Source organism: Pseudoalteromonas sp. PAST1, assembly GCF_021532515.1.
GTDB lineage: Bacteria > Pseudomonadota > Gammaproteobacteria > Enterobacterales > Alteromonadaceae > Pseudoalteromonas > Pseudoalteromonas simplex.
This window is the reverse complement of the sequence record NZ_JAKGBH010000041.1, coordinates 13263-37445: the sequence shown is the minus strand read 5'-3', so window position 1 is coordinate 37445 and position 24183 is coordinate 13263. Positions and strand designations below refer to the sequence as shown.

The following is a 24183-nucleotide window of genomic DNA, read 5'->3' as shown; positions in this document are numbered from 1 at the left end:
AACGTTACTTTGAAGAAGTGACTAACTCATTAGGAAATCTATCAAATGCCAGTCAAATGATACGTCACGGGAAATCAGGCAATCTTCGTTTGGCTTTATATAGCTCTGTGGCGGTGAACTGGTTGATACCGAAGTTAGAAGATTTTAGAAATCAGCACCCAGAAATAGAAATAACTTTAAATATGGTCGGGGATCAACCGGATTATAATGACCAATTTGCGGATTGTTTTATTTCAGTGAATCCACCGGAACGTAACTTTGTCAATCAATTCATGTTTACTGAAAAACTTTATCCCGTGTGTGGAAAAAAGCTTTGGCAGCAGTTAAGAAATAAGCCTCTACCTGATTCATTATGGCAACACCCGTTATTATCAGTACAATACTCAGATACAAATGAAAGTCTTGGTGACGACTGGTTACGTTGGTGTATGAGTGGTAAATTTGAATTACCCAAAGACGTCAAAATTAATCAATTTAGTCATGTCTTACTTGCTGCTGAAGCGGCTCGATATAATTTGGGAATTACCCTCATTAATAATTACATGATGGATGATCAGGATCGCCAGCAAAGTCTTGTGCGCATACCTATGCACGAGCTTAATACCGGAGATAACTTCTATTTTGTCTATAAGGAAACACGAGCTAGGCAACCTGATATTATGAAATTAGGTCGTTGGCTTAAACAGCAGTGTTATGAACTGGAATCAGCTTAGCTATTTAAATTAGAGTTGAAGGTGAATACTAGCTACTTAGAAGTAGCTGTCAGCGTCCGTTTAGTTTTGTTAGTTGCCACCACCTAGCTCAACTTTCATAGGGAATCCACCAGCAGCCATAAAACGGTATACAGTTGCACGGCTTAGGCCTGTCATGTGTAAAACTTCTTTTAATTTGATTAAACGCATGGATTTTCTCCGGTTAGTTATTAGTACATAACTTTTCCGGAGTTCGTATTTTTTTATGCCCTAAAACTAAAATTTTATAGCCATACATAATCTACTTGCATTCACCACAATGGAGACAAAAAATGCAAGAGAAAAAACCTTTGTATGAGTTTCAGCATCCTGTAGATAATGAACAAATTCTTGAGGCAGCAGCATACATTATTGCTCAGAAGCAGTTTCGTGATGGTGTATTAAATTGCCCGAACGATTGCGAAAGCTACCTGAGACATAAGTTGGCATTACATGAGTACGAAGTGTTCGCGGTAATGTTTTTAGATAGTCAAAATCGAGTTATCGCTTTTAAAGAGCTTTTTAGGGGAACCATTAATGCGGCGAGCGTTTATCCTCGAGAAGTTGTAAAAGAAGTTTTGTCGTTAAATGCAGCTTCAGTCATTTTGTCTCATAACCATCCTTCTGGTGTTGCTACACCATCCCAAGCAGACAAATTAATCACCAACAAGCTGCGCGATGCATTAAATCTAATAGATGTCTCTGTTCTTGATCACATCATAATCGGTGAAAAAAGTTATTCATTTGCTAAGCATGGCTTAATTTAAAAGGAGACTGAGTAATGGCAATCAAAATAGAGCAAATAAAAGGTTTAAAAGTGCCAAACACTTTTATTGAAATAGTTAGTAAGGAGATTGCGTTAAGTGACTGTTATAGTGACAAAGCGAAGTCGTTAACGTTCAACTTTAAAGATCCTGAATACGGGCCTATCATCCAGTTGAAGTGCGATTAGAAAGCATACTAACAATTGGAAGTTCGCATATATTACTAATTTTTCTTACCAGGAAAATGTTTACCCTGAATTGGTTAAAGAAATTGATATTTGCTTTTCTAGCAAGCAAGTTTTTCATTTGCTTGTCGGTTGGTTGAATCAGCATGAAGCTAAGGAACTTTTTACTTTATTTGTTTCAAACTTTATTGAGTATTACCGCACTGGCTGTTATCAGGTATCAATAACTTGTGACTAGGAGGGAGTATGTCTGAAGTTCAGGCAATTAAAGATCTAGATACGGTTAAATTAAAAAGTTATCTACTAGAGGACCCTGTAACAGATTCTGTGTAACTGCCACTTAGTTAATATGTCTTTCGAGGCGTTCCTCGAACTCGATGATAAATCGACTCATCGCCTGACGCCAGTTTTGAATGGGCATTGTCCATTTTTTACTGGCATCTTTAATCGCAAGGTAAACCATCTTTCTTGCTGAGTCATCACTCGGGAAGATTTTTCGCTTCTTAATCGCTTTCCTAATCACACTGTTAAGCGACTCTATCGCATTGGTTGTGTAGATTGCCATTCGAATATCCTCAGGATAATTAAAAAGCGTATTTAGATTTTGCCAATGGTTGCGCCATGATTTTGTAATCTGCGGATACTGGCTATCCCAGGCATCACCGAAGCGCTCTAATTCAAGTAAGGCTTCATCTTCTGTAGCTGAGCGATAAACGCGCTTGAGGTCTGCTGTAACGGCCTTGTAGTCTTTCCATGAAACATACTTCAATGAATTTCGCACCATATGCACAATACACAGTTGAATGTTGGTAGGGAAGACTGTATTGATTGCATCAGGAAAGCCTTTTAGGCCATCAACACACGCTATAAGGATGTCTTCTACACCACGCTGCTGAAGTTCGGTCAGCACATTTAACCAGAATTTGGCACCTTCATTCTCAGAAATCCACATTCCCATCAACTCTTTATGGCCTTCGGTATTTATTCCCAATGCCAGAAAAATGGACTTGTTGATAACCCGTTTATCTTGGCGAACTTTAACGACGATACAGTCTAGGTAAACAATAGGGTAAATAGCGTCTAAAGGTCGAGATTGCCATTCAATTACCTGCTCAATAACCGCGTTTGTGACACGAGACACCAGCGTAGGCGATATCTCAGCACCATACCATTCATCAAATGCACTGACGATTTCACGGGTACTCATACCCTGCGCGTAAAGCCAAAGGATTTTATCGTCCATGGACGTAAAGCGGGTTTGGTTCTTTTTGACCAACTTTGGCTCAAAGGAGCCTTCACGGTCACGAGGAGTATCGAGTTCAAATTCACCATCTTCAGTTTTAACTCGTTTAGTACTTTTACCGTTGCGACTGTTTGTAGAAGTTGATTTATGGTGCTTCTCATAACCTAGATGCTCATCCATCTCTGCATTTAGTGCCGCTTCAACGGTGATTTTCTTGAGCATCTGGCTAAATTCGTTTAGGTCCTCAGGGGTTTTAATCCCTTTGGCGGCTTCCCTTGCGAAAGCTTCAAGTTCTTTCTTATTCATATGCCTATCCTTAACCCTTCTATAGGGTAATTTGAGATAGGCAATTACACAAAATTAGTTACAGTCTCGTTAAAAAATTTATTTTAAGCCGATCTCTTTAAGAATAGCTCGCGCAGTATTTTTCCGTTTAAAGCAAAGCCCAACACTATGAACTTCTATCTTTAAAAATTAACAAGTTTGAATCTACCCACATATCACGTACTACCATATTATTCGAAACAGTATTTAGCTCATTTGTTGGTAGCTAAAATTACAGGCTCAAAAGCAGATGTATTTATTGGACCAGGGAACCACTGTATTCCTGCTCTACTCATTTGATTTTTAAAACCTTTATTAAAAGACTGCAGTCTATGGGTACTAACATGGGTACTAAAAGTAAAACTATGCTTTTGTACTTTTCGTAATAATAAATAAGTTTACTACAGAAGAGAGGCTTAATGCTTCTAAAAATAAAAAGAGTAAAAAAACCAACGTAATTTATGTACTATAAATTATGCAACTTCTTTCAATCATAATAGAAGGAACTTAATATGACGCTTATAGCATCTATAAAAGATCACCCTAGCTACAAAAAATACTCCGTAAGTTGGAGTGATGATGTATCTCCTGCCTTCTTTAAGTTGTTGGAACTTTATAATCAGAAGAGTTTAGATATTTATTTTCGTGATCCTACATCTAATAAATGGGAAGTCTGTGTAGGCAGAAGAGAATATGATGCTAGTCGCGCTATTGGAATTTATATTGCTTTTCGATTCACCAGTAACGGTATTGAGTATAAGTTTAATCACAACATCAGTTCTTTAGTTTTATCGTCCGTTAGGGGTAAGCTTACTGAAAAGAGAATTTCTGAGCTTAACGAGCTAGAACTTTTAAGTAATTTTGTAACTGAATACAATATCTCCCGCTTACCGCATATCCCTACGGATTACACTAATACAGAAACACCGCATCTTGATAGTTTTTTCAGTGCTATGATTGCTTCATACCAAATTGATCGTAATGATTGGTACATAAGTTATCAAAAAATTGTTAGCACTGTATTAAGCGCTAAAAACGAAACCGATATAAGCGATCAGCTATTACGGGATCTTTGGTATAGTCGAGACAATTATATCTCAAGCTTAAAGCAGGGAGCATTATCTAAAGAGGAATTTGAATTATCTAAAAGTACTTTAAAGAATATTACTAAAAAAATAATTAATAGCCAATCTTTAGTCACTTACCAAGAATGTGTAGAAGACTTACAAAAGCTGAAAGACGATGGCAAAGTAAAAGACTTACATAAAGCACTACTCAATCGTGTTTTTGCGGTCGCTGCTCCTCAACATTTTTCCACTACTGTTACAAAAGATGCATTTGAATATATATGCTCATATTTCACTCAGAATTGGGGGTTTAAATATAAATATTCAAACTGGTTCAGCGCTAATATCAAGCTAAAAGAATTCATACGCAATAATTTAAACCATGAATATGATGAGTTACTTATCAATATAGTACTCTGGGTAATTTACAAAGAAAAACACTTAAGCGATTTAGCATCGAGAGAAAGTGACATAACTCTAAAAACAGCTATTAGGAAGCAAGTTGAGTCTATAGAGATACAATTTAGAGAAGCGGAGTTAGAGAGGCAATTTATCCAGTGGTTGCATAACTCTGAATATTGCCACTATGCGATTTCAAGTCAAAGCGAAGATCTAGGGCGAGCTCACATTCGTGATGTAGTTTTAAAAAGTAAAGAAACAAACACAACTTTAATTGCTGAGCTAAAATTTAAATCAAATGCCAAAGAGGATATTGAAGCCGCGATAGGACAGTTACTTCGATATGCTTTATATCCAAACACGGAAGATTGTAGTGAAATATGGGTTGTTGGTGGTAATTATCCACTCACTGACGAGTTAACATGGTTCAATGAAATTAAAAAACATGTAAACTTAAAATTGAAGTATTTTTACAAAGATCCGCAAAGTAATCAGTTCTTCGAAGAATAACCTAAGTAAGTTAATCTGATATTCAAAGCCTAGCCAAAGCACGGCATAAAAGGGAAGCTATACGCTTCCCTTTAAAATATTCTTAAGCTGTTTGTGCTTTTAAGTTCAACCAGTCCTGTCCGGCTCAATTAAACCAGTTCAGTTGAACTTAAAAGCGGTAATTTCTTACTTAGTATCACTAAAGTGCTACTCACCAAAAGAATAGATTCTGTAAAATCTATATCATCGAGCAAGCGAGCGGCACTAAAATAGATCGTCATTTTTATATCTGCCCACCCACACCTTTGAATTTTTCAACAAAAGCGGCAATTTTCTGAAACACCGTTTGCTTCTGGGTTCGGTACTGTGGGTTTAATGGGCTAAGTTTGGGCAGCGCCTCATTCAGTGCAGTGCCATTTTCAGAGGCGTACTCACGTTTGAGTGATGACGCAATATAGCGTTTGGCAGCATCGATATTGAGCTTTTCAGAGGCAATAATGGCATCGGCTTCGCGCTTCTGCTCCGCCTGGGCGAATTTGAAGAAAGCGTCGATAATGCTGGCTTTGTCATTGATCTCATCTAGGTTTGTCTGGTTAATAAAATCAACCACCAAGCTTTCTTTCGCTCTATTGCCAAGGCTACCGCGGATCATACGGCGAACTTCTTCTATCAAGCCCTCTTTGCTCTTGTTCTTTTTGTTGTGATCAAAAATCAGTTCAAGAATATAATCGAGGTTAATTTCTTGAGATTTAAGCAAATCAACTTCAAAGACCACATCGTCCCAGTCTACCGTTGACTTATCTTTGTCCTGACCTTCTTTATCGCGTCGCAACCAGTCACGGGTATCGTTGTAAGTAGAGCGATAATCTTGAATAGCACGCTCACTTGGCATATCGATGGTTTGCATTGCCTCGATGTCAGCATCGTCCAGATAGTACTTTGACTTGAACTCTTCAACAGCTTGTTCATCACTGGTATCTAAGCTTTGCAACGCTTTTAATCCAGCAAACTCATCGTAGTTTTGTAAAATATTTTCTGCTTTTAGGTATTCACCAAACAGTTTGGCAAATTCTTTTTTATCTTGTTCTTTTTCAATATTTTCTGGGTTTGGAAAGCGTTCTTGCAGCTCTTTTACGATATCAACAAAACCTCGACGCGCTTGGCCAGTAGCAATATCGTTAAAGCCTTCCATGTATTCTTTGTAGCTCTTCTCCAACACCACGTTTTTGGTGTTTTTGTCACCAAACAAGGTGATTGCATCAATGGTTGCCTGTTCCAAATCACGGAAGGTAACAATATTGCCAAAGGTCTTCGTCGCATCATAAATGCGGTTAGTGCGAGAAAATGCCTGCATCAAGCCGTGATAGCGCAAATTCTTATCAACAAACAAGGTGTTAAGCGTAGGCGCATCAAAGCCCGTTAAAAACATCCCCACCACTATGAGCAGATCTATTTCTTGATTCTTCACGCGCTGAGCAAGGTCACGGTAGTAGTTCTGAAAGCCATTACTGTCCACGCCATAGTTAGATTTAAACATGGCGTTGTAATCTTTAATCGCGGCGCTCAAAAACTCTTTTGCGCTGCTGTTCATGGCACTGACTTCAAAACTCTCATCTAAAATATCACCAATGGCGTCCTGCTCTTCATTGGCAGCAAATGAGAAGATAGTTGCAATGCGCAGAGGTTTACTTGTAGGTCCATTCTCAGCCTCGGCATGCAATGTTTTGAAGGTTTCATAGTAGGCTTTCGCCGCATCAACACTACTGACCGCAAACATGGCGTTAAACCCTTTGGCGCCAGAATAGGCTCGATGTGTTTTCTGGTTAAAATGGCTCAGAATATACTGCGAGATTTCACCAATGCGCATTGGATGTAAGAAGGCTTTCTTATTCTCCGCCGCACTAAGCTTCTTATCATCCTGCTCAGTCTCAATGCTCTTAAATTGCGGACGAACATCGTTATAGTCCACTTTAAACTTGAGTACTTTTTCATCACGAATGGCATCGGTGATCACATACGTGTGCAACTGCTGGCCAAACACGCTACCAGTGGTTTCTGCGCCCAAGGCGTTTTCAGGGAAAATTGGCGTACCGGTAAAGCCAAACTGGTAGTACTTTTTGAATTTCTTCTTCAGGTTTTTCTGCGCTTCACCGAACTGGCTTCGATGACACTCATCAAAAATAAAAACCACTTGCTTGTTGTAGATTGCTAAATCGCTTTCACTTTTGATTAAGTTGTTGAGCTTTTGGATTGTGGTGACGACAATCTTGTTATCGTCTTTATCCAGGTTACTCTTAAGCCCTGCGGTACTGTCTGAACCGTTCACACTATCAGGTGAGAAGCGCTGATACTCTTTCATCGTCTGATAGTCGAGGTCTTTTCGGTCCACCACAAAGAAGACTTTATCTATACAGTCTAAATCGGTGGCCAAACGTGCCGCTTTAAAGCTGGTTAGTGTTTTGCCTGAACCGGTAGTGTGCCAAATGTATCCGCCACTCTCGGTGTTGCTCCAATTTTTAGTGTTAAATGCGCTCTTAATCTTCCATAAAATGCGCTCTGTAGCGGCAATCTGGTAGGGGCGCATTACAAGTAAGGTATTGCTTACGTCAAACACAGAGTAACGCAAGATCACTTCAAGCAGGGTCTCTTTCTGGAAAAAAGTCGCCGTAAAGTCTTTTAAATCCTTGATCAGCGTATTGTCAGATTTGGCCCAGTTCATCGTAAAGTCGAAGCTGTTTTTGTCACGCTTTGTCGTGTTGGCAAAATAGCGCGTGTCGGTGCCATTAGAGATCACAAACAGCTGCAAGAACTTGTACAACGAGTTCTCGCTATTAAAGCTTTCTTTGCTGTAGCGATGTATTTGATTAAATGCCTCACGGATCGCCACACCACGCTTTTTAAGTTCAATTTGCACCAAAGGCAAACCATTGACCAAAATCGTCACATCGTAACGGTTGGCATGGCTTCCCGTTTGCTCAAACTGCTTAATCACCTGCACTTTGTTACGAGCAATGGTCTTCTTGTCGAACAGGTAGATGTTTTCTATATGACCATCATCAAAGACAAAATCGAAAATATAGTCACTGTGCACCTTGCGGGTTTTATCAAGAATATTGTCGCTCGGTGTGTTTAGGTATTGCTCGCAAAAGCGAGCCCACTCGGCATCGGTAAACTGGACCTTATTTAGTGCTTGTAGCTGCTTGCGCACATTCGCCATCATGGCATCTGGCGTGGTTAGCGCAGGCACATACTCATAGCCCTGGTTGCTTAGGTCTTGAATCAGCTCACGTTCCAAATCGGCTTCGCTTTGAAAATTTTCAGCGACTTTCCACTCTTTGGTGTATTTATCTAAAACAATAAAATTATTGGATTCTGCCACCGCTTTATACGTCGTCATTCGTTTACATCCTTTTCTTTTGGTTAGCAGTGGTGTTTTCCAAAATGGAAATAGCCACAGCATCGCATTATTCTGTTACTTGCCAGTGGCCGGTTTTATCTGAGCCTATTCGGGTTAATTTACCTTCTTTTTGCAGCTTGCTAATGGCACGGCCAATGGTTCTCACGTCTTTATTCAAGGTATCGGCGAGTTGTTGCCGAGTCAGCTCGGGCGTATTACTGAGCAATGCTAAAATAGCCTCCGGTGTTTTAAGTCCCGTTAAATTGACAGGAGTATTTACAGGGGCGTTTTCACCCTCCCTTAGAGGGGCGTTTACAGAGGCGTTTTGTGCGAGTGTTTGCTGAATAACCGACAACATAAAATGAATAAACGGCGTGCTATCCGCTTGGTTATCGGCCTGCTCAAGGGCGTGATAATACGCTTGCTGATGGTCCTTAATCACACTTTCTAGCGGTAAAGATAAAAATAACGGATGCCACTTGGACAAAATCAGCGTTTGCCATAACCGCCCCATACGACCGTTACCATCGGCAAAGGGGTGAATAAACTCGAATTCGTAATGAAATACACAACTGGCGATCAATGGGTGATCATTTGTTTGCTTGAGCCATTGGATTAAATCCGCCATTAAACCGGATACTTGATGGGCAGGCGGCGCAACGTGGTGCACCACACCCCCTTTATGGATACCCACGTTTTTACTACGAAACTCACCCGCATTCACAAGAATATCTGACAGCATTAAACCGTGGGCCGTGAGTAAATCGGAAATCTCGCTAGCTATAAAGGTGGGCAGTGCGTCATAAGCCGCAATGGCACCTTTTACCTCGGCCAGCTCGCGCACGCTTCCCAGCACAGGCTTACCTTCAACAATGGCAGTAATCTGTTCTTCGGTTAAGGTATTGCCTTCAATAGCCAGCGTGCCGGTAATGGTTTTAATGCGGTTTTGCTTGCGCAATTGCGGCGAGGCATTCAATTGACTGGCATTTAATTCACCCACCTGCTGGCTGATTTTCGCCACCAAGTTAAGAATATCGGTGGTGATGGTAAAAGGTGGTTGATAGGCCATTAAGCTGCCTCTTCAGGTTTCGGCCCGCCTGCCGGACAAGCAGGGAAGCTCAACAACAGGTTGCGATAATACTCGTATTGCTTTTGGCGAAGCTCGATTTCGCGGGGCAGACCTTCTTGCAGCGAAGTTGTTAATGTGTCGAATTTGTCGAGAATAGTAACGATGCGTTCTTGTTCCGAAAGAGATTTCTCTCTATTGCTAGCAAATGGAATAGGAACCAAATACTCCATGATTTTTGGCTTATTTCCTCGTGGCATTTTTGCGCCTTTTGCATGTTGCATGTTGTATTCAAAAAACTTGTCATCAGCTAAAACTTGATACAAATATCGTGGATTTATAGCTGTATCAGTAGGGTGAACCACAAGAACATCACCATTCGTGCCGCCAACTCGATCTGCATGCCATATCTTCTTCAAATAGGGACGTATATTCCCTATTAAGATATCATCAGGATTGTATTGTGTAAGATTTCCACTATCTGGGGTTCGAGTGGAGTCTATTTTACCAGCTCGATTCTGAAGTAAGCTTTCAACACCAACGTAATTGCTGTCATTTAGTTCTGTGTAACTAATACGAGCCTTTGAATACTCGGCCATTTCACTCAAAGCCCTCCACTCAACGTCACCCTCTTCAAAACTTAGCAACTGGTCGCGGTAGTAGTTGTATTGTTTTTTCCGTAGGTTAAGCTCGGTGGTCAGCTCGGTGGTCAGCTCGGTGGTCATGGCGGTAAATGCGTCCAGAATACGAACAATTTCGGCTTGTATTGCCAGCGATTTTTCTGGGTTATCTGGGCATGGGATGGGGATTTCCAGCTTGTTAATAACGATAGCATCAAGAGTCGGAATACCTGCAACCCGAACCTTAGAGCGCAACAAGCTTTGGTGGCCAATTAAGGCGAAATACAAAAATCTATTATTTAGTGCCTCGTTGTGTTCTAAACAAAAGCAACCATCAGACGACCAAAAATCAACCGAGCTATAGCCAACTGTTCCAGCTGAAGCTCCGACATTGATGATCATCACGGAGTTGGCAGGACGATTGGACTCGGTATAGTAACCTAGTGGTTCTAATCCACCGTGAAAAACAGGAAATTTGGCTTCTTCAGAAAGTTGGCTTTTGGTTAATCGTTTTCCTCGCAAGACATTGGAGACTTCACCGAGCACCTTCCACTCCACCTCAACCCCATCCAAGAGTTTCTCTAAATAGCTCAAATGACTCATGCTTCAAGCTCCTCACCTTCAATTTCCGCCCCTTCTATTTCTAAAACAATGGCGTCAATATCACTGCGAAGTTGGTCGATTTTAGCAACGGTGGTTTTAAGCTCTGCATTAAGCTCGGCAATGTCGATGACCTCGCGAGTATCTTCGGCTTCCACATAACTGCTTACCGACAGGTTGTAGCTGTTGTCTGCGATAACATCCAAATCAACCGATTTAGCAAAGTGATCCACGTTTTCTTTGCTAGCAAACACTTTCATGATTTGCTGTATATGACCCAGGTTTTTTTCGTCGTCGTTGTCCGTTAGCACGTTGTTATTGGTTTCTTTTTTAAACAAACCGCTGGCATCAATAAACTGGGTGGTAGTGTCGGTTTTGTGTTTAGACAGCACTAAAATATTCACGGCAATGGTGGTGCCAAAGAACAGGTTTGGTGCCAGTGAAATCACGGTTTCAACATAGTTATTATCAACCAAAAACTTACGAATTTTTTGCTCAGCGCCGCCACGGTAAAAAATACCGGGGAAGCAAACAATAGCTGCACGCCCTCTTGGTGAAAGATAACTTAGCGCATGCAGCACAAAGGCAAAGTCGGCTTTTGATTTAGGCGCTAGTACGCCAGCGGGCGCAAAGCGGTCGTCGTTGATTAGGGTTGGGTCGTCGCTACCAATCCATTTCACTGAATAAGGCGGGTTAGAGACAATCGCGTCGAAACCTCTATTGTTTCTCTCCTCCAAAAAGTGTGGTTCGGTTAAGGTATCACCCAACTGAATATTAAACTTGTCGTAGTTAATGTTGTGCAAAAACATATTCATACGCGCCAAGTTGTAGGTGGTGTGGTTAAGCTCTTGGCCAAAAAAACCATCTTCAATGATATGCGCATCAAAGTGCTTTTTAGCTTGTAACAGCAACGAGCCCGAACCCGCCGCAGGGTCATAAATTTTATTCACACTGGTTTGGCCGTGCATGGCGAGCTGCGCGATCAATTTTGAAACGTGCTGAGGGGTAAAAAATTCGCCACCGGATTTACCCGCATTGGCGGCATAGTTTGAAATCAGGAACTCGTAGGCATCACCGAATAAATCAATTTGGTTTTCTTCAAAATTACCGAAGGTTAAACCTGCCACACCTTTCAACACAGCGGCTAGGCGTTTGTTTTTTGCCTCTACCGTATTACCCAGACGATTACTGGTCGTATCAAAATCCGCAAACAAGCCTTTGATGTCTTTTTCTGAATCATAGCCATTGGCTGAGTTTTCGATTGCAGCAAAAATAGCCGCCAAATCCGTATTTAAATTTTCATTCTTGTGCGCATTAGCCGCCACATTACTAAATAACTGGCTAGGGTAAAGAAAATAGCCCTTGGTTTTAATGGCATCTTCTTTAGCAAACTTGATGTTTTCATCATCGTCAGGCATGGCCGCATAATTAACGCTCTCGTCACCGCCCGTGATGTAGTTGACAAAGTTTTCACTGATAAAGCGGTAGAACAGCGTACCTAGTACATATTGCTTAAAATCCCACCCATCCACTGAGCCTCGGACATCGTTGGCAATCGCCCATATTTGGCGTTGAAGTTCGGCACGTTGTTGTAAACTTGTCATCAATAAATTCCCTTAAGGCATATTATCTTTTATCTGCACATTTTAGTAAGTGAATTAGAGTCAGCATTGACTCTAATTCACTTACCTTCAATGAAAGTTATACTACCATAAATTTTCTATAATCAATCTGCTACTTAGAGATATAAACGACTTAACTCTCTTATCGTTCACCTATCCTCTCCATTATCCAATCATCAACTTCTGATTCAACCCAAGCTACTGACTTAGCACCTAACGAGACTTGCTTAGGGAAAGTACCTTCAGAAATAAATTTATAGATACTCGAGTGACCCAGTGATGTTTTTGCCATCACTTCTTTCAGTTTAATTAAACGCATGGAATTTCTCCGGTTGGTTATTAGTACATAACCTTTCCGGGACCAGTATTTTTTTATGTCTCTCAAATGAAAAACTTACACATATACATCACTAACTTGCATAAACCACTTAAGAGGAATTAATAATGCAAGGTCAACAGTCGTTATATGAATTTAAGCATCCGGTAAATGATAAACAGATACTAGAAGCTGCTGCCTACATCATCGCTCAGAAGCAGTTTAGAGATGGTGTACTAAATAGCCCTAATGATTGCGAAGAGTACTTGAAACATAAACTAGCAATACATGAGCATGAAGTTTTTGCCGTACTTTTTTTAGATAGCCAGAACCGCATACTGGAGTTTAAAGAGCTATTTAGAGGCACTATTAACGCAGCTAGTGTTTACCCTAGAGAAGTCGTTAAAGAGGTGCTGGAGCTTAATGCTGCATCCGTTATCCTAGCGCATAACCACCCTTCCGGCGTTACTACCCCATCTCAAGCAGACAAGCTTATTACTACCAAGCTTCAACAGGCACTTAACCTAATTGATGTATCAGTGCTTGATCACATCATCATTGGCGAGAGCACGTATTCATTTGCTGAACATGATTTAATTTAAAAGGAGTTAAATATGGCGTTAAAAATAGAGCAAGTAGCAGGCTTAAAAGTGCCTGACTCTTTTATTGGTGTGATTGTAAGCGCAGTTGCTAATAGAGGTGATTCTGTAGGAACAGCTAAGGCGGTTACACTTAACTTTAGAGATCCAGGTTACAGCCCTGAAGCTGGAGGCTTTCACCCTGTAGAGGTTAGGTTAGAAAAGAAGGCCACCAGCTGGCAGCTTATTTATATTACTGACTTCTCGTATCAGGGCCGTCATACCCCTGAACTGATAAAAGAAATTGATGTGTGCTTCAGCATTAAGCAGGTTTATCACTTTTTAGCTGGTTGGTTGAACGCTAAGGAAGGTAAAGAGCTATTAGACCTATTCATTTCAAACTTTGTTGAGTACTACAACACAGGTTGTTATCAGGTAACTGTTACTACTGAGTAAAGGGAGGTTTTTATGGCTGAAGTACAAGCAGTTAAAGATCTTGATACAGTAAGGCTCGTTAGCTATTTACTAGAAAAGCGTTGCTCAAGACAAATGAGCCAGATATGGAATATTGGCTTAAATCTCGCGCTTAGAATATCTGACTTACTTGCAGTGAAGTTTACTGACATAAGTAACAATAGGTTGATTATTTATGAGTCAAAGACCTCGAAATTAGCTGAAATAAAGCTAAATGATAAGGCGCTTACCTTGATCAACGAAATTAAACTAACTCATCCACACCACATCTACTTATTTCAATCATACCGCAATCAACAAGCGATTAATTCAAAGCCTAGACCGCTATCACGCAGAGCTGTCACAAAAGCATTTGCGTTAGTAGGTGAAGAACTAAATATTCATTTGGGGACTCACTCAATGCGTAAAACACGCGGTTATCACTTGTATCAGAAAACCCATGACATCGCCCGAGTAATGAAAATGCTCCGCCATAGCTCCGAAGCAACCACACTTCGTTACATAGGCATAACACAGGAGGAAATAGACAAAGACTTTGAAGAACTAGAGCTATAAACCCTAACAGCACCATTCTGGTGCTCGTGTTACTTAACTAAAAGGAAAACATTATGTCTTTAAATAAAGCCGTTTCGTGCGGCTTAGTTGGTAATGAGTTATCAAAACAGATAACTGGCAGTAGTGACTCTAGCGTAAGCAGAACAGCAGTGGCTATAGGCTCCGGTGCAGCCGTTGGAGCACTTACATCTGGCGCAATAGTAATTGGTGCAGGTGTTGCGTCTGCGCCTGTTACAATCCCTCTGGCGGTAGCTGGTGGAGTAGTTGCTGGCATTGCTAGTTTGTTTGATTAGTTAAATACGAGTGCTCATATTGAGCACTCTTTTATAGCGTAATAGCACCGTTTATTTTTTTAGGTTCTCATAATGGTATTTTGTGAACTTGCCAGCCCTTATATAATAAGGGCTTGATCTTATTTAGCTAGTTGAAGGTCTCAAAACCTCGTTAAAACGAATTATGAGAAGCACAGGTCTTAATTAGAATATTACCTCTGACTATAACGAAAAAATTGCAACCCTAAACCATACTATTTGGTATTCGGTTTTAGAAAGTAACTTCGTTGATAAAAGATATTGTCATTCTTGAATGAAATTGGAGCTATTTGTATCAAGATAGTAATAATCTCGCTATAGGAATGAGCAAGCTGACTTACTCAATATTTGAAAACGACGCACTTGATCTGACTTTAAATATTCAAATAAACGAAGCTTTAACTCTCAATATTAATTTTGCAGGCACAATGCGATACCGCACCTTGTTAAAACGGCACAAACTAGTAATGTAGCTAAAAGTCAGGGAAAAGATATCATTTTTCTAGAAGATACCTAACCTACGAAAATGGTTTGAGTGAACTAAAAGTAGTGAAGAAACTAAACTTGCGGATGCACTTGAAGCTAAACTTCTGAAAATAAAATTCTTTTTAATGCCTCGGCAGAATGTGAAGAAGATCTACCTCGGCATTGTAACTGATATAGAGGCCTAGATAGCATTTCACCTTTAACTTGACTCAAGCGCTTTAACTTTTTTAGTTGCACTAAATCTTCTGTGACCACATTTGGCAATATGGCTATTCCCATTCCTTGTGCGACTGAGCGAGCTATAGCTTCATTACTCCCTAGTTGCATACTATTGCTAACTTTTATACCTTGTTTTTCTAACATTTTAACTGACATTTCACGTGTTCCAGAGCCTGGCTCACGGAGTAACCAAAACTGTTGGTTAAGCCATTCATTTATATTAGGGCTAGGCTTAAAATGAGGTGGGGTAACGACACTCATCAAATCATCTTGCCAGTGTGTAGGTACTATCTTTTTTTCTGTTGGTGTCCCTTCAACAAGAGCCAAGTCAATTGAGCACTCAAGCAACGCATGTTCAATCTTTTCCGTATTTTCGACCTTCACTTCAACTTTTATATTTGGGTAAGCACTACAGAACCTGGCTAAGTAAGGTGGTAACCAATAACTTGCAATTGTAGTGCTAGTACCAATGACAATTGTGCCACGCTTTAGTCCGGTACGTGACTTTATATCGTCTATTGCCGTCTTTTCAATAGCAAAAATATTACGAGCATGTTCATATAAAGCAACTCCGCCCTCAGTTAATGCGAGTTTTCTCCCTTTTGTGGCACGTTCGATAAGTTTAAGACTTAATTGATGCTCTAGCTCTTTTAACGCTTTAGATACCGCTGGCTGACTAATGAAAAGAGTTTCTGCCGCACCCGAGAAGCTTTGCAATTTCGCTACAGTATAAAAGACTCTCAATGCGTTCAAGTTCATAAGATAACCTTAAGTTATTAAATCATAAAATTAATGTATTGGAGTTATATTTTGGGTCTTTCTAAAATGCAGTCAAGTAAATAAAGCAATTTATTGAAGGACGTTTATGTTGTTCTATACGCGGTGTCTATTTAAATCCCAAACAAAAAAACTCACAGATAGTCGATGGTGGTTGGGCCTAATGTTGGTAATTACATTAGCAAGTATATCAATAGCCCTAAGTAAACTTTCCGTTTTGCAAAATGCACAAGTTAGTTCACTCACTATTGGAATTATCCTCGGCATCATAGTAGGAAACAGTTTGTTTTCCCGTATCGCAACTCATACTGATATTGGAGTAGACTACGCAAAAAGCTTCTTACTTAAAGCTGGCATCATTTTATTTGGCTTTAGAATTACATTCTCACAAATAACAGAAATTGGTTGGTTAGGGCTAGTTATTGATTTAGCCATATTACTAGGTACATTTATCCTAGCAATTCAGTTAGGTAAACGTTTATTTAAACTTGATGAGCAAACAACTATTCTTATTGGTGCTGGGAGCTCTATTTGTGGTGCTGCAGCAATAATGGCAACAGAACCAGTTATTAAAGCACAAGCACATAAAGTATCTATTGCGGTCGCAACAGTCGTTGTATTTGGAACCCTAAGTATGTTTACTTACCCCTTAATGTTTGAATATATAGGGTTGAGTGAATACGAATACGGTATTTTTGTTGGTTCAACCATTCATGAAGTAGCTCAGGTAGTTGCTGCGGGTACCGCTATTAGTGCAAATGCAGCCGACACGGCAGTAATTGAAAAAATGTTAAGGGTAATGATGCTTGCCCCATTTTTGTTTGGTTTATCATATTGGCAAAAACGAAAGGATACAAAGAAAAACTATAACTTAGAAAAATCTTCAGACCTATCAATTCCTTGGTTTGCGGTTTACTTCATTTTAGTAAGTGGATGTAATTCACTAATTAACCTATCTCAGAGTACAACAAACAATATTGTGTGGTTTGATAATATATTACTCACTATCGCCATGGTGGCATTGGGACTACGAACTCACATTGGGGCAATTCGTCAAGCTGGAATAAGACCCCTACTTTTGGGAAGTTGTTTGTTTATATTTTTAACGTTAGGCGGTTTCGGAATTAACACTGGAGTAAAAGCACTTTTATAGTTGGGTTCAACTACAGGCGAATCGTTAAAAGTGCAAAATATGATTAGTCTGATCTTGCTTCCTAGTCGTTAGCGAGTAGACGTGAAATCTCTCTCAAATACAGTAATAAAAATTTACTACATGATTTTTTAAGAGGAGCGCTTGACCGCACCTGCGAAGGCAAAATTTAGCGGTCAAGCGATAAACTATTATGAATGTTTATGGTTGAGAATTCAGCTCAATTGGAGAGAAAAAATCAGAAATAGGAGGTTTAGCTGTTTCATTGGGCCAAAGTATATTCTCTACTTGTTTGCTCTGCTCCCAATGAACAAAGTCAGGAGCTTTGTCTATTTTCGCCTTTTTAATATTGGCACCAGAAGCGCTACTCAAATTATCAGCAACACTTTCAACAAAAGATAACACGTTTGGCTCATCAGTTGCTGCATTATAGTATGCAATCAAAACCCCATTGAAGAAAACAGCTTTATCACCGTCTTCCGCAGAAATTGAACATAAATCCATAGTTACTCCAGCTCATATATTTTTGCCAAAGCTATCATATGCATTAAATCGCGCCTGATTCTGGGAAAAAGGTTTAAATTTAACTAATAATTGATGAAATCACATAGACCGCGAGCCTAAAAGAAACTTCTTGGTTGTAATGTGGAATATTCACATCTAAAATTACTGTTTATTTGTACAGTATTTTGTGATTATGCTTAGCAAACTTACCCCTTCAACCACAGAATTACCTATTGCAGACTTTTCAGTTGCTGCAGGTTTCCCCAATCCATGCGAAGATCACCTATCCGACTCAATCAGTTTAGATGAGCTCCTAATTAAGCGCCCTAGTAGTACATTCCTATTCAGGGTGTCAGGCAACAGCATGTCCCCAGACATTACTGACGGCTCGATAATAGTTGTAGATAGGTCAGTAACAATTAAAACTGGACGAATCGTATTAGCTACATTAGACAACGAATTTGTTGTGAAAGAACTACAATTAAAAAACAACAAAGCCGTTTTTATTAGTAAAAACCCCGACTTCGAGCCAATTGAAATTGATATCGATGAAAACAATGACTGGGATACTCATGTAGTCTGGGGCGTTGTCACTGGTTTAATCAAGATATTCTAATTATGTGGGTTCTTTGCGACATCAATGCTGCTTACGTTTCGTTTTGCCAACTCTTTAACCCCCAATACGACTTTGATAAAACCCCTCTTGGCGTTCTTAGTTCTAACCAGGGCAATGTTGTAGCTCGAAATCAAGCTATCAAAGATTTAGGTATCAAAATGGGAGAGCCAGCATTTAAAGTTAAACAACTGGTGGCTGCGCATGGTGGTCACTTGTGGGGGAGTAATTTCACGCTGTTTGGTGATTTGAGTAACCGTTTTCATACCGAGTTAGAGTACTTCCTATTCGATACAATACGATACTCTGTTGATGAATGCTTTGGGCGCATCGATATAAACTTTACAAAAGATATAAAAGACTACGCACACACCATACAGAGGACACTTAAGAGGAACTTAGGTATTAGTTGTGGCTTGGGTATATCTCAGACAATGACACTAGCGAAACTTGGAAGTCACTGCGCCAAAAAGAAAGAGTGGAAAGAACACACCAATGGTGTGGTTGTATTAGATTCACAATACAAAATTGATTGGGCTCTCAAACATACTCCTGTAGAGGATATTTGGGGGGTTGGAAGTAGAACTACTAAAAAGCTAAATAAATTTGGAATCTATACGGGGTATGACCTTAAAAATGCCGACATTAGTTGGATCAAAAAGACGTTCACAGTTGTTCTTGCCCGTACTGTGGAAGAGTTACGAGGAAAATCTGCGGTTGAATTGAAAGATGTAAACGACTCTCGCGATAGAATTTGCGTATCTCAGAGTATGGGAAAACCGGTGATAGAGCTTACGGAGCTTTCTGAAGCTGTTACAGCACATGCAACAAAGGCTGCGTTTAAACTTCGTCGATTTAAATCTTACACATCGGCAATAACAATATTCATCCACACAGATTCATTTAGACAGGCAGAGCCGCAGTATCATAAGTCACAATCAATTAAACTACCCTACCCCACCGCGGATACATCAACACTGGTGTCTTATGCAAGCTTTGCATTAAAAGCTATTTATAAGAAGGGGTTTAAATACAAAAAAGCTGGCGTTATTTTTGAAGAACTTTCATTACACGATGATATGCAACAACTTGAACTGTTATCTGAGACTTTACCACTGAATATTAGCTCAAAAACGTTGGTCATTGATGAGATAAATAGAAAATTTGGACGTAGTGCAATAAAGCTCGCAAGTGAAGGGTTCTCTCAGTCTTGGCGGCCTAAAGATGATTTAGCACCTTTGAGTTATACAACAAAACTTTCAGATTTACCTATTGCGAAAGCATAAAGATTATTTAGAAGAACCCTACCAAGGTATAAACCCCAGAGTAAATAAAATAACCCAACCCAATTGAAAGAATGGTAATGTTAAAAGCCAACATGAATAGCTTAAAATTATGCGATAAATCGGGCATTTCCATGATGCACCTATAGTGTTTTTTAATGTTATTAAATCATGTATAGCAGACTATCTTAAATAATTCCTTAAATAAAGATACAAATATGCACGAAATACCGGTCCCATTTGGTATCAATTACTCAGGCCATTTAATTGCAGCTCAATCGATTCAAGTGGGCGGAACCTATACTTGTCCATATTGTGGTGAAGCGCTTATGTGTGATTTGTCTTCTATGCAAAATAAGATGCTCATCCACCCAAAAACTAACAACTGCATCAGCCTAAGTGATAGTTATAAGAAAGCCAAAAAACTAATTAAAGATGTCATCTTAGAAAACAAAAAGGCTGAGACAACAATACAGATCCATCAAAATTGCTATCAATGCCTCAAAGAAATACAAAGAGATATAAAATATTGTACATTTGAAGGGGTTCAAACTGATTATTACTACCATGACTCAGTATGTGATGTGATTGGGCAATTTAGCCATAAAGGACAGTCAATCTATTTGGGCATCGAAATTGTATCTGAACAAGAGCAAGACTGGAGACCATATAGCATTTCAAATGGTTCGGCATTAAGAAGCTGGATCAAACTTAATGCCTCTGACGTTCTTAAAGATCCATACAATTGGCGACCTCTAAACTCAAAGCTATCACCAAGGCTTTGCCAATCATGCAGCAATACCAGCAAGAAAGGCTCTAAAATAATTGCTGTTGCAGATAAGTTCTCAATTCCTAGAGAGCTGTACACAACTGCTCGCAAATCCCCAGATAAGCCGTTCATAGCCGACATTGAAACTTGCTATAGATGTTCAGAAGTAATCCCCGTGTTTTGGTGGTTAGGGACGCCATTTTGCGAAGATGAACCACCATTTCCGCGCCCTTATACAATTGAGCTGAGATTTTCTAAGCAATACGGCGGTAAGTACTGGGCAAACACTTGCCCTAACTGTAAATCAATACAAGGTGATAACCATCTCCATGTATTTGAAACAGCGCAATTCAAAGATTTACTATCACCTAAAGTTAAAAGCAGGGAGTCTAATGCTATTAGCATGCTCATGGAGCGTACCAAGCTATTCTATTAGTGCGCTAGCTATGGGCGCAGCACTTCACTAATGAAAGGCATTAGTAGGAAGCGTATAGCCGCGTATTCACACACTAAATAAAGCAGCCCTAAAGCCAGGCTAAAGTTAAAGCATAAAATTATGAATATAATCGCGGTGAGTAAGAGGAAAGCTAATAAAATCATAGCTAAGATGTTAGGGTTTTGAATTAGCCAGTATATAAACACTTTCATGGTGTTAACTGCCCAATGCTTCAAAGTCTATCAATTCTCCTGTATATGTATCCTTTACAACCCCATTTTCAACGGTAACGAAGATAACATTATTCAACCCACTCTTCTTAGTAATACGGATAGAAGCATATGACGAAACTAGTTTTCTAACTATATCTTCAAGCGTCTTAACATCACTTAATTTAACGTCATCATGCCCAATTCGTTTTAAAGTAAACATTCGATTACAACTCCTTTGATTGTGATGTGAGTGCCAAGCAGACATGCAAACGATGGCTCTCCCTATCATTGCTATACCAGCCACAAAGCCTATGAACGTCACAAATAGCAATATGAAATCAGTTTTACCTGTCATACAAAACAGATAAGCATAGAAAGCTCCTGCACTAAAAAACATCAAACCCAAACACAGCTCAAATAAATTAAGCCATCGCTCGGCCATTGAGTATTGCTGATTATTCATAGAAAACACCAGATAATTAATAACTGACGACCATCCTATGCTATCCAGTAAATCGCGCTTAACAGCGTGAAAAAATCAAAATTTATAAGAAAAACAGGCTTTTTTAAGAAGAATTTGAGATAATATTTTTTGAGCATTAAAAATTAGCTCATGCATTAATTTTCGCTTTACCATCTAAAAATTAAAGCATACACTATAAAAAAACACATTCAGTAAGGTTCACAATGACTATCTCTAAAGTAGAAGCTACCGATATCTCGTTTGACGAGCTAAAAGAAGGTTCAGAACTGTACATTCAACGCCGTAATAGACGCCTTCTAAATAACCACCGCAAAGAGCTTAGAGTGTTTACTAAAGCTGAAGCAGTGGCGTACTTAGATATTGATGCAAGAACGTTAGATAAGTACTGCAAAGCTCTAAAAATTAACCCAAGAAGACATGAAGAGAGTCAGTGGTTATTGGATATCGAAGAGGTCTACAAAGTACGAGATTCACTTCCTGATGAACTAAAAAAACAATTACCATTTGTTCGCAGTGAAAGCCAAGACCTACAAGTTATAGTTGTTCAAAACCAAAAAGGTGGTGTTGGTAAGACTGTTACTGCAGCTACAGCTGCATCTGGTTTGGCAACTGAGTTTCATCAAAACTATCGTGTAGGCTTAATTGATATGGATGGCCAAGGCACTTTATCAATGTATTATGCCCCTGAATCAGCACAAGAAGGCTGCTTATCTGTTGGTGACTTAATCATGGGGAACTATGAGCTTGATGAAAACGAAACGCTAAAAGAAGCTATCAGTGAAGCGTTCTTGCCGACCACTATTCCTAACTTGCGTATTTTACCAGCTTCACAATCAGATCGAGCAATTGAGGGCTGGTTTCATGAAGCAGTATTCAACCAGCAACTAAGCTCTCCTTACTCGATACTGCACGACATCATTGAACAAGTTAAAGATGAATTCGATATCATTATCATAGATACGCCTCCATCATTAGGCTACGCGACATACAACGCTTACTACGCTGGTACGAGTGTTATTTTCCCATTATCTGTTACTGAAAATGATATTGATGCTACGTGCTCATATTTTAGTTATATCCCGCAAGTATGGACGCTACTAAAAAATGCGAAACACCCGGGTTATGACTTTATGAAAATACTGCTTACAAATCACAAAGAGAGTTCAACCACTACTGATTTACAGAACAACCTTTATGATAGTTTTTCAACTTACCTTTACTCAACAGAGTTCAACAATAGTGAAGCTGTGAGACAAGCTTCATCATTACTATCAACCGTATTTGATATGTCTAAAAGTGAATACCCTAAAACCAAGATGACTTTCCAGAATGCACAACAAAATGGATATGAAGTTACCAGCCAACTACACCGTGATATTCAAAAAGTGTGGCGCGAACAAGAGAAGGAGCAATAAAAATGGCTAAAAAAAGAGGTACGGTCTCTCCACTCGGCAACACTGCAGGCTCAGAAGAAGCTATTGCAGATAGCAATAAGAACCAACTTGAGAGTTTGGCCAAGCGCTTGAGAATTGAAGCTGAAAAGAGTGAAACACCACTTGATGAAGTGCTCTCTAAGCATCTGGGAGTAGTCAGCGTAGGTCAAAGTAAAGTCTGGACATTAAAGTCAGGCCAAGAAGCCACATTCACACCGGTTACGTTGTCATATGAGCAGCTTAAATCAAATACAGTCGTCACTTTTGAAATCAATGGGCGCGAACAATCACTATTAACAGAAGAGTCGCTTCAAGACTTATCAACATTAGATAATCAACAGTTCTACCCAGCAATTGGTCGACGTCTGCCGGATAATAAGATTGACGTTCTTGATGGTTCACGCCGTCGCGCCTATGTACTTGAGAAAAGCGGTGCTATAGAAACTTTCTCAATGCTAGTTACTGATGACGAAATCAGTCTAAACGATGCAAAGGCTCTCGCTACATCACTACAGTCATTTAAAGAGCACAGCTTACGTGAAATTGGATTACGCTTAGAGCGAGACAAAGAGGCGTACTTAGCTGAACATGGCAAGAAGTTGAACCAGGCTGAGTTAGCGGAACGTCATGGCTTAAGTCAATCAAAGGTAAGTAAAGCACTACAGGCCGCAACAATCGATAGTGATTTAATTTCTGTTTTTCCAGATATTTCATTGCTCAACCACAGTGACTATAAAGCGCTATTGGCAACACAGGCTTTATTAGGTGATCAACTAAGTGATTTCACTGAAGAGCTAAAAAGTAAAGTTAATGAGCTAAAAGTTAGTGGTGGCTTTATCAAAGAAGACCTTAAAGACAAACTCAGCAAACTAATAGCGGATGAATCTAAGTCCTTCAAGCCAACTACAGATAAACCAGTTGTGACCACATTATTCAAATTTGAAAATAAAGATCAGTTTGCTCGCAAAAAAGTGAAAGGAAGAAACTTTTCTTATGAATTCGGTCGAGTTCCGAAGGATATTCAAGAGAAGCTAGATGAGGCAATCTCCGTCATTCTCAAAGAAAACATTTAATAA

Annotated in this window: 25 protein-coding genes; 15 read left to right on the top strand and 10 right to left on the bottom strand. The window is 39.6% G+C overall.

What is annotated here, in order from left to right; all coding sequences use genetic code 11:
- Positions 1-713 (top strand): LysR substrate-binding domain-containing protein (locus L1272_RS17405; RefSeq protein ID WP_235373954.1); only part of this gene is annotated, 713 nt, incomplete at its 5' end.
- Positions 714-782: 69 nt separating this feature from the next.
- Here L1272_RS17405 and L1272_RS17400 read toward each other — a convergent pair.
- A complete protein-coding gene (locus tag L1272_RS17400) occupies positions 783-902 on the bottom strand; it encodes an AlpA family phage regulatory protein (RefSeq protein ID WP_138558796.1) in 120 nt (39 codons plus the stop codon).
- Positions 903-1024: 122 nt separating this feature from the next.
- Here L1272_RS17400 and radC (L1272_RS17395) point away from each other — a divergent pair, with 122 nt between their 5' ends.
- The 3 genes from radC (L1272_RS17395) to L1272_RS17385 are packed head-to-tail and all read left to right on the top strand — an operon-like array spanning position 1025 to position 1918.
- Positions 1025-1498 carry a RadC family protein gene (radC, locus tag L1272_RS17395; RefSeq protein ID WP_138558797.1) on the top strand — a complete coding sequence of 158 codons (474 nt, stop codon included), beginning with the start codon at positions 1025-1027 and terminating at the stop codon, positions 1496-1498.
- 14 nt (positions 1499-1512) lie between these two features.
- Complete coding sequence (locus L1272_RS17390; protein WP_235373953.1) at positions 1513-1683, top strand: hypothetical protein; 171 nt, start codon at positions 1513-1515, stop codon at positions 1681-1683.
- On the top strand, positions 1679-1918 hold the full coding sequence (locus tag L1272_RS17385) for a DUF2787 family protein (protein WP_328250352.1): 240 nt from the start codon (positions 1679-1681) through the stop codon (positions 1916-1918). The genes L1272_RS17390 and L1272_RS17385 overlap by 5 nt, the downstream gene beginning before the upstream one ends.
- A 102-nt stretch (positions 1919-2020) precedes the next feature.
- On the opposite strand, the gene L1272_RS17380 is transcribed toward L1272_RS17385, so the two are convergent.
- A complete protein-coding gene (locus tag L1272_RS17380) occupies positions 2021-3229 on the bottom strand; it encodes an IS256 family transposase (RefSeq protein WP_138558798.1) in 1209 nt (402 codons plus the stop codon).
- A 530-nt stretch (positions 3230-3759) separates the two neighbouring features.
- On the opposite strand from L1272_RS17380, the gene L1272_RS17375 reads away from it, so the two are divergent.
- Positions 3760-5223, top strand: a complete 1464-nt coding sequence (locus tag L1272_RS17375; protein WP_235373952.1) for an ATPase — start codon at positions 3760-3762, stop codon at positions 5221-5223.
- Positions 5224-5485: 262 nt separating this feature from the next.
- On the opposite strand, the gene L1272_RS17370 is transcribed toward L1272_RS17375, so the two are convergent.
- From L1272_RS17370 to L1272_RS17350, 5 genes are all read right to left on the bottom strand, one after another.
- The gene (locus L1272_RS17370; RefSeq protein WP_235373951.1) at positions 5486-8599 is read right to left on the bottom strand and encodes an HsdR family type I site-specific deoxyribonuclease; all 3114 of its coding nucleotides are present in this window, start codon (positions 8597-8599) and stop codon (positions 5486-5488) included.
- Positions 8600-8666: 67 nt separating this feature from the next.
- Positions 8667-9668, bottom strand: a complete 1002-nt coding sequence (locus L1272_RS17365) for a Fic family protein (RefSeq protein WP_235373950.1) — start codon at positions 9666-9668, stop codon at positions 8667-8669.
- A complete protein-coding gene (locus L1272_RS17360) occupies positions 9668-10888 on the bottom strand; it encodes a restriction endonuclease subunit S (protein WP_138557680.1) in 1221 nt (406 codons plus the stop codon). Before L1272_RS17360 ends, L1272_RS17365 begins: the two co-directional genes overlap by 1 nt.
- On the bottom strand, positions 10885-12489 hold the full coding sequence (locus tag L1272_RS17355; protein ID WP_138557679.1) for a type I restriction-modification system subunit M: 1605 nt from the start codon (positions 12487-12489) through the stop codon (positions 10885-10887). Before L1272_RS17355 ends, L1272_RS17360 begins: the two co-directional genes overlap by 4 nt.
- Before the next feature lie 160 nt (positions 12490-12649).
- Positions 12650-12826: an AlpA family transcriptional regulator gene (locus L1272_RS17350; protein WP_138557678.1), complete on the bottom strand. Its 177-nt coding sequence runs from the start codon at positions 12824-12826 to the stop codon at positions 12650-12652.
- Between the two features lie 125 nt (positions 12827-12951).
- Between L1272_RS17350 and radC (L1272_RS17345) the strand changes: the two genes are divergently transcribed.
- From radC (L1272_RS17345) to L1272_RS17330, 4 genes are read left to right on the top strand one after another with little or no spacing between them, the layout of a single operon-like run.
- The gene (radC, locus tag L1272_RS17345) at positions 12952-13425 is read left to right on the top strand and encodes a RadC family protein (RefSeq protein WP_138557677.1); all 474 of its coding nucleotides are present in this window, start codon (positions 12952-12954) and stop codon (positions 13423-13425) included.
- 12 nt (positions 13426-13437) lie between these two features.
- Positions 13438-13857, top strand: coding sequence for a DUF2787 domain-containing protein (locus L1272_RS17340; protein WP_138557676.1), 420 nt, complete (start codon positions 13438-13440; stop codon positions 13855-13857).
- Positions 13858-13869: 12 nt separating this feature from the next.
- The gene (locus L1272_RS17335) at positions 13870-14430 is read left to right on the top strand and encodes a tyrosine-type recombinase/integrase (RefSeq protein ID WP_036973950.1); all 561 of its coding nucleotides are present in this window, start codon (positions 13870-13872) and stop codon (positions 14428-14430) included.
- Positions 14431-14483: 53 nt separating this feature from the next.
- The gene (locus tag L1272_RS17330; protein WP_230237257.1) at positions 14484-14723 is read left to right on the top strand and encodes a hypothetical protein; all 240 of its coding nucleotides are present in this window, start codon (positions 14484-14486) and stop codon (positions 14721-14723) included.
- Between the two features lie 600 nt (positions 14724-15323).
- Here L1272_RS17330 and L1272_RS17325 read toward each other — a convergent pair.
- Entirely contained in the window at positions 15324-16205 is an 882-nt protein-coding gene (locus tag L1272_RS17325) for a LysR substrate-binding domain-containing protein (RefSeq protein ID WP_138557674.1), read from the bottom strand.
- Between the two features lie 106 nt (positions 16206-16311).
- Here L1272_RS17325 and L1272_RS17320 point away from each other — a divergent pair, with 106 nt between their 5' ends.
- Complete coding sequence (locus L1272_RS17320) at positions 16312-17376, top strand: YeiH family protein (protein ID WP_138557673.1); 1065 nt, start codon at positions 16312-16314, stop codon at positions 17374-17376.
- A 198-nt stretch (positions 17377-17574) separates the two neighbouring features.
- On the opposite strand, the gene L1272_RS17315 is transcribed toward L1272_RS17320, so the two are convergent.
- On the bottom strand, positions 17575-17877 hold the full coding sequence (locus L1272_RS17315) for a hypothetical protein (RefSeq protein WP_036973954.1): 303 nt from the start codon (positions 17875-17877) through the stop codon (positions 17575-17577).
- A 193-nt stretch (positions 17878-18070) separates the two neighbouring features.
- Between L1272_RS17315 and L1272_RS17310 the strand changes: the two genes are divergently transcribed.
- From L1272_RS17310 to L1272_RS17300, 3 genes are all read left to right on the top strand, one after another.
- The gene (locus tag L1272_RS17310) at positions 18071-18493 is read left to right on the top strand and encodes a LexA family protein (protein ID WP_036973999.1); all 423 of its coding nucleotides are present in this window, start codon (positions 18071-18073) and stop codon (positions 18491-18493) included.
- Between the two features lie 2 nt (positions 18494-18495).
- A complete protein-coding gene (locus L1272_RS17305) occupies positions 18496-19776 on the top strand; it encodes a Y-family DNA polymerase (RefSeq protein WP_118845455.1) in 1281 nt (426 codons plus the stop codon).
- A 215-nt stretch (positions 19777-19991) separates the two neighbouring features.
- Positions 19992-20978, top strand: a complete 987-nt coding sequence (locus tag L1272_RS17300) for a hypothetical protein (RefSeq protein WP_230237283.1) — start codon at positions 19992-19994, stop codon at positions 20976-20978.
- A 216-nt stretch (positions 20979-21194) separates the two neighbouring features.
- Here L1272_RS17300 and L1272_RS17295 read toward each other — a convergent pair whose 3' ends face one another.
- Positions 21195-21653: a hypothetical protein gene (locus tag L1272_RS17295; protein ID WP_230237285.1), complete on the bottom strand. Its 459-nt coding sequence runs from the start codon at positions 21651-21653 to the stop codon at positions 21195-21197.
- Positions 21654-21877: 224 nt separating this feature from the next.
- Between L1272_RS17295 and L1272_RS17290 the strand changes: the two genes are divergently transcribed.
- Together L1272_RS17290 and L1272_RS17285 are read left to right on the top strand one after the other, a co-directional pair.
- Positions 21878-23089 carry a ParA family protein gene (locus L1272_RS17290; protein ID WP_036973958.1) on the top strand — a complete coding sequence of 404 codons (1212 nt, stop codon included), beginning with the start codon at positions 21878-21880 and terminating at the stop codon, positions 23087-23089.
- A 2-nt stretch (positions 23090-23091) separates the two neighbouring features.
- On the top strand, positions 23092-24180 hold the full coding sequence (locus tag L1272_RS17285; RefSeq protein ID WP_235373949.1) for a ParB family protein: 1089 nt from the start codon (positions 23092-23094) through the stop codon (positions 24178-24180).
- The last annotated feature ends 3 nt before the right edge of the window (positions 24181-24183 follow it).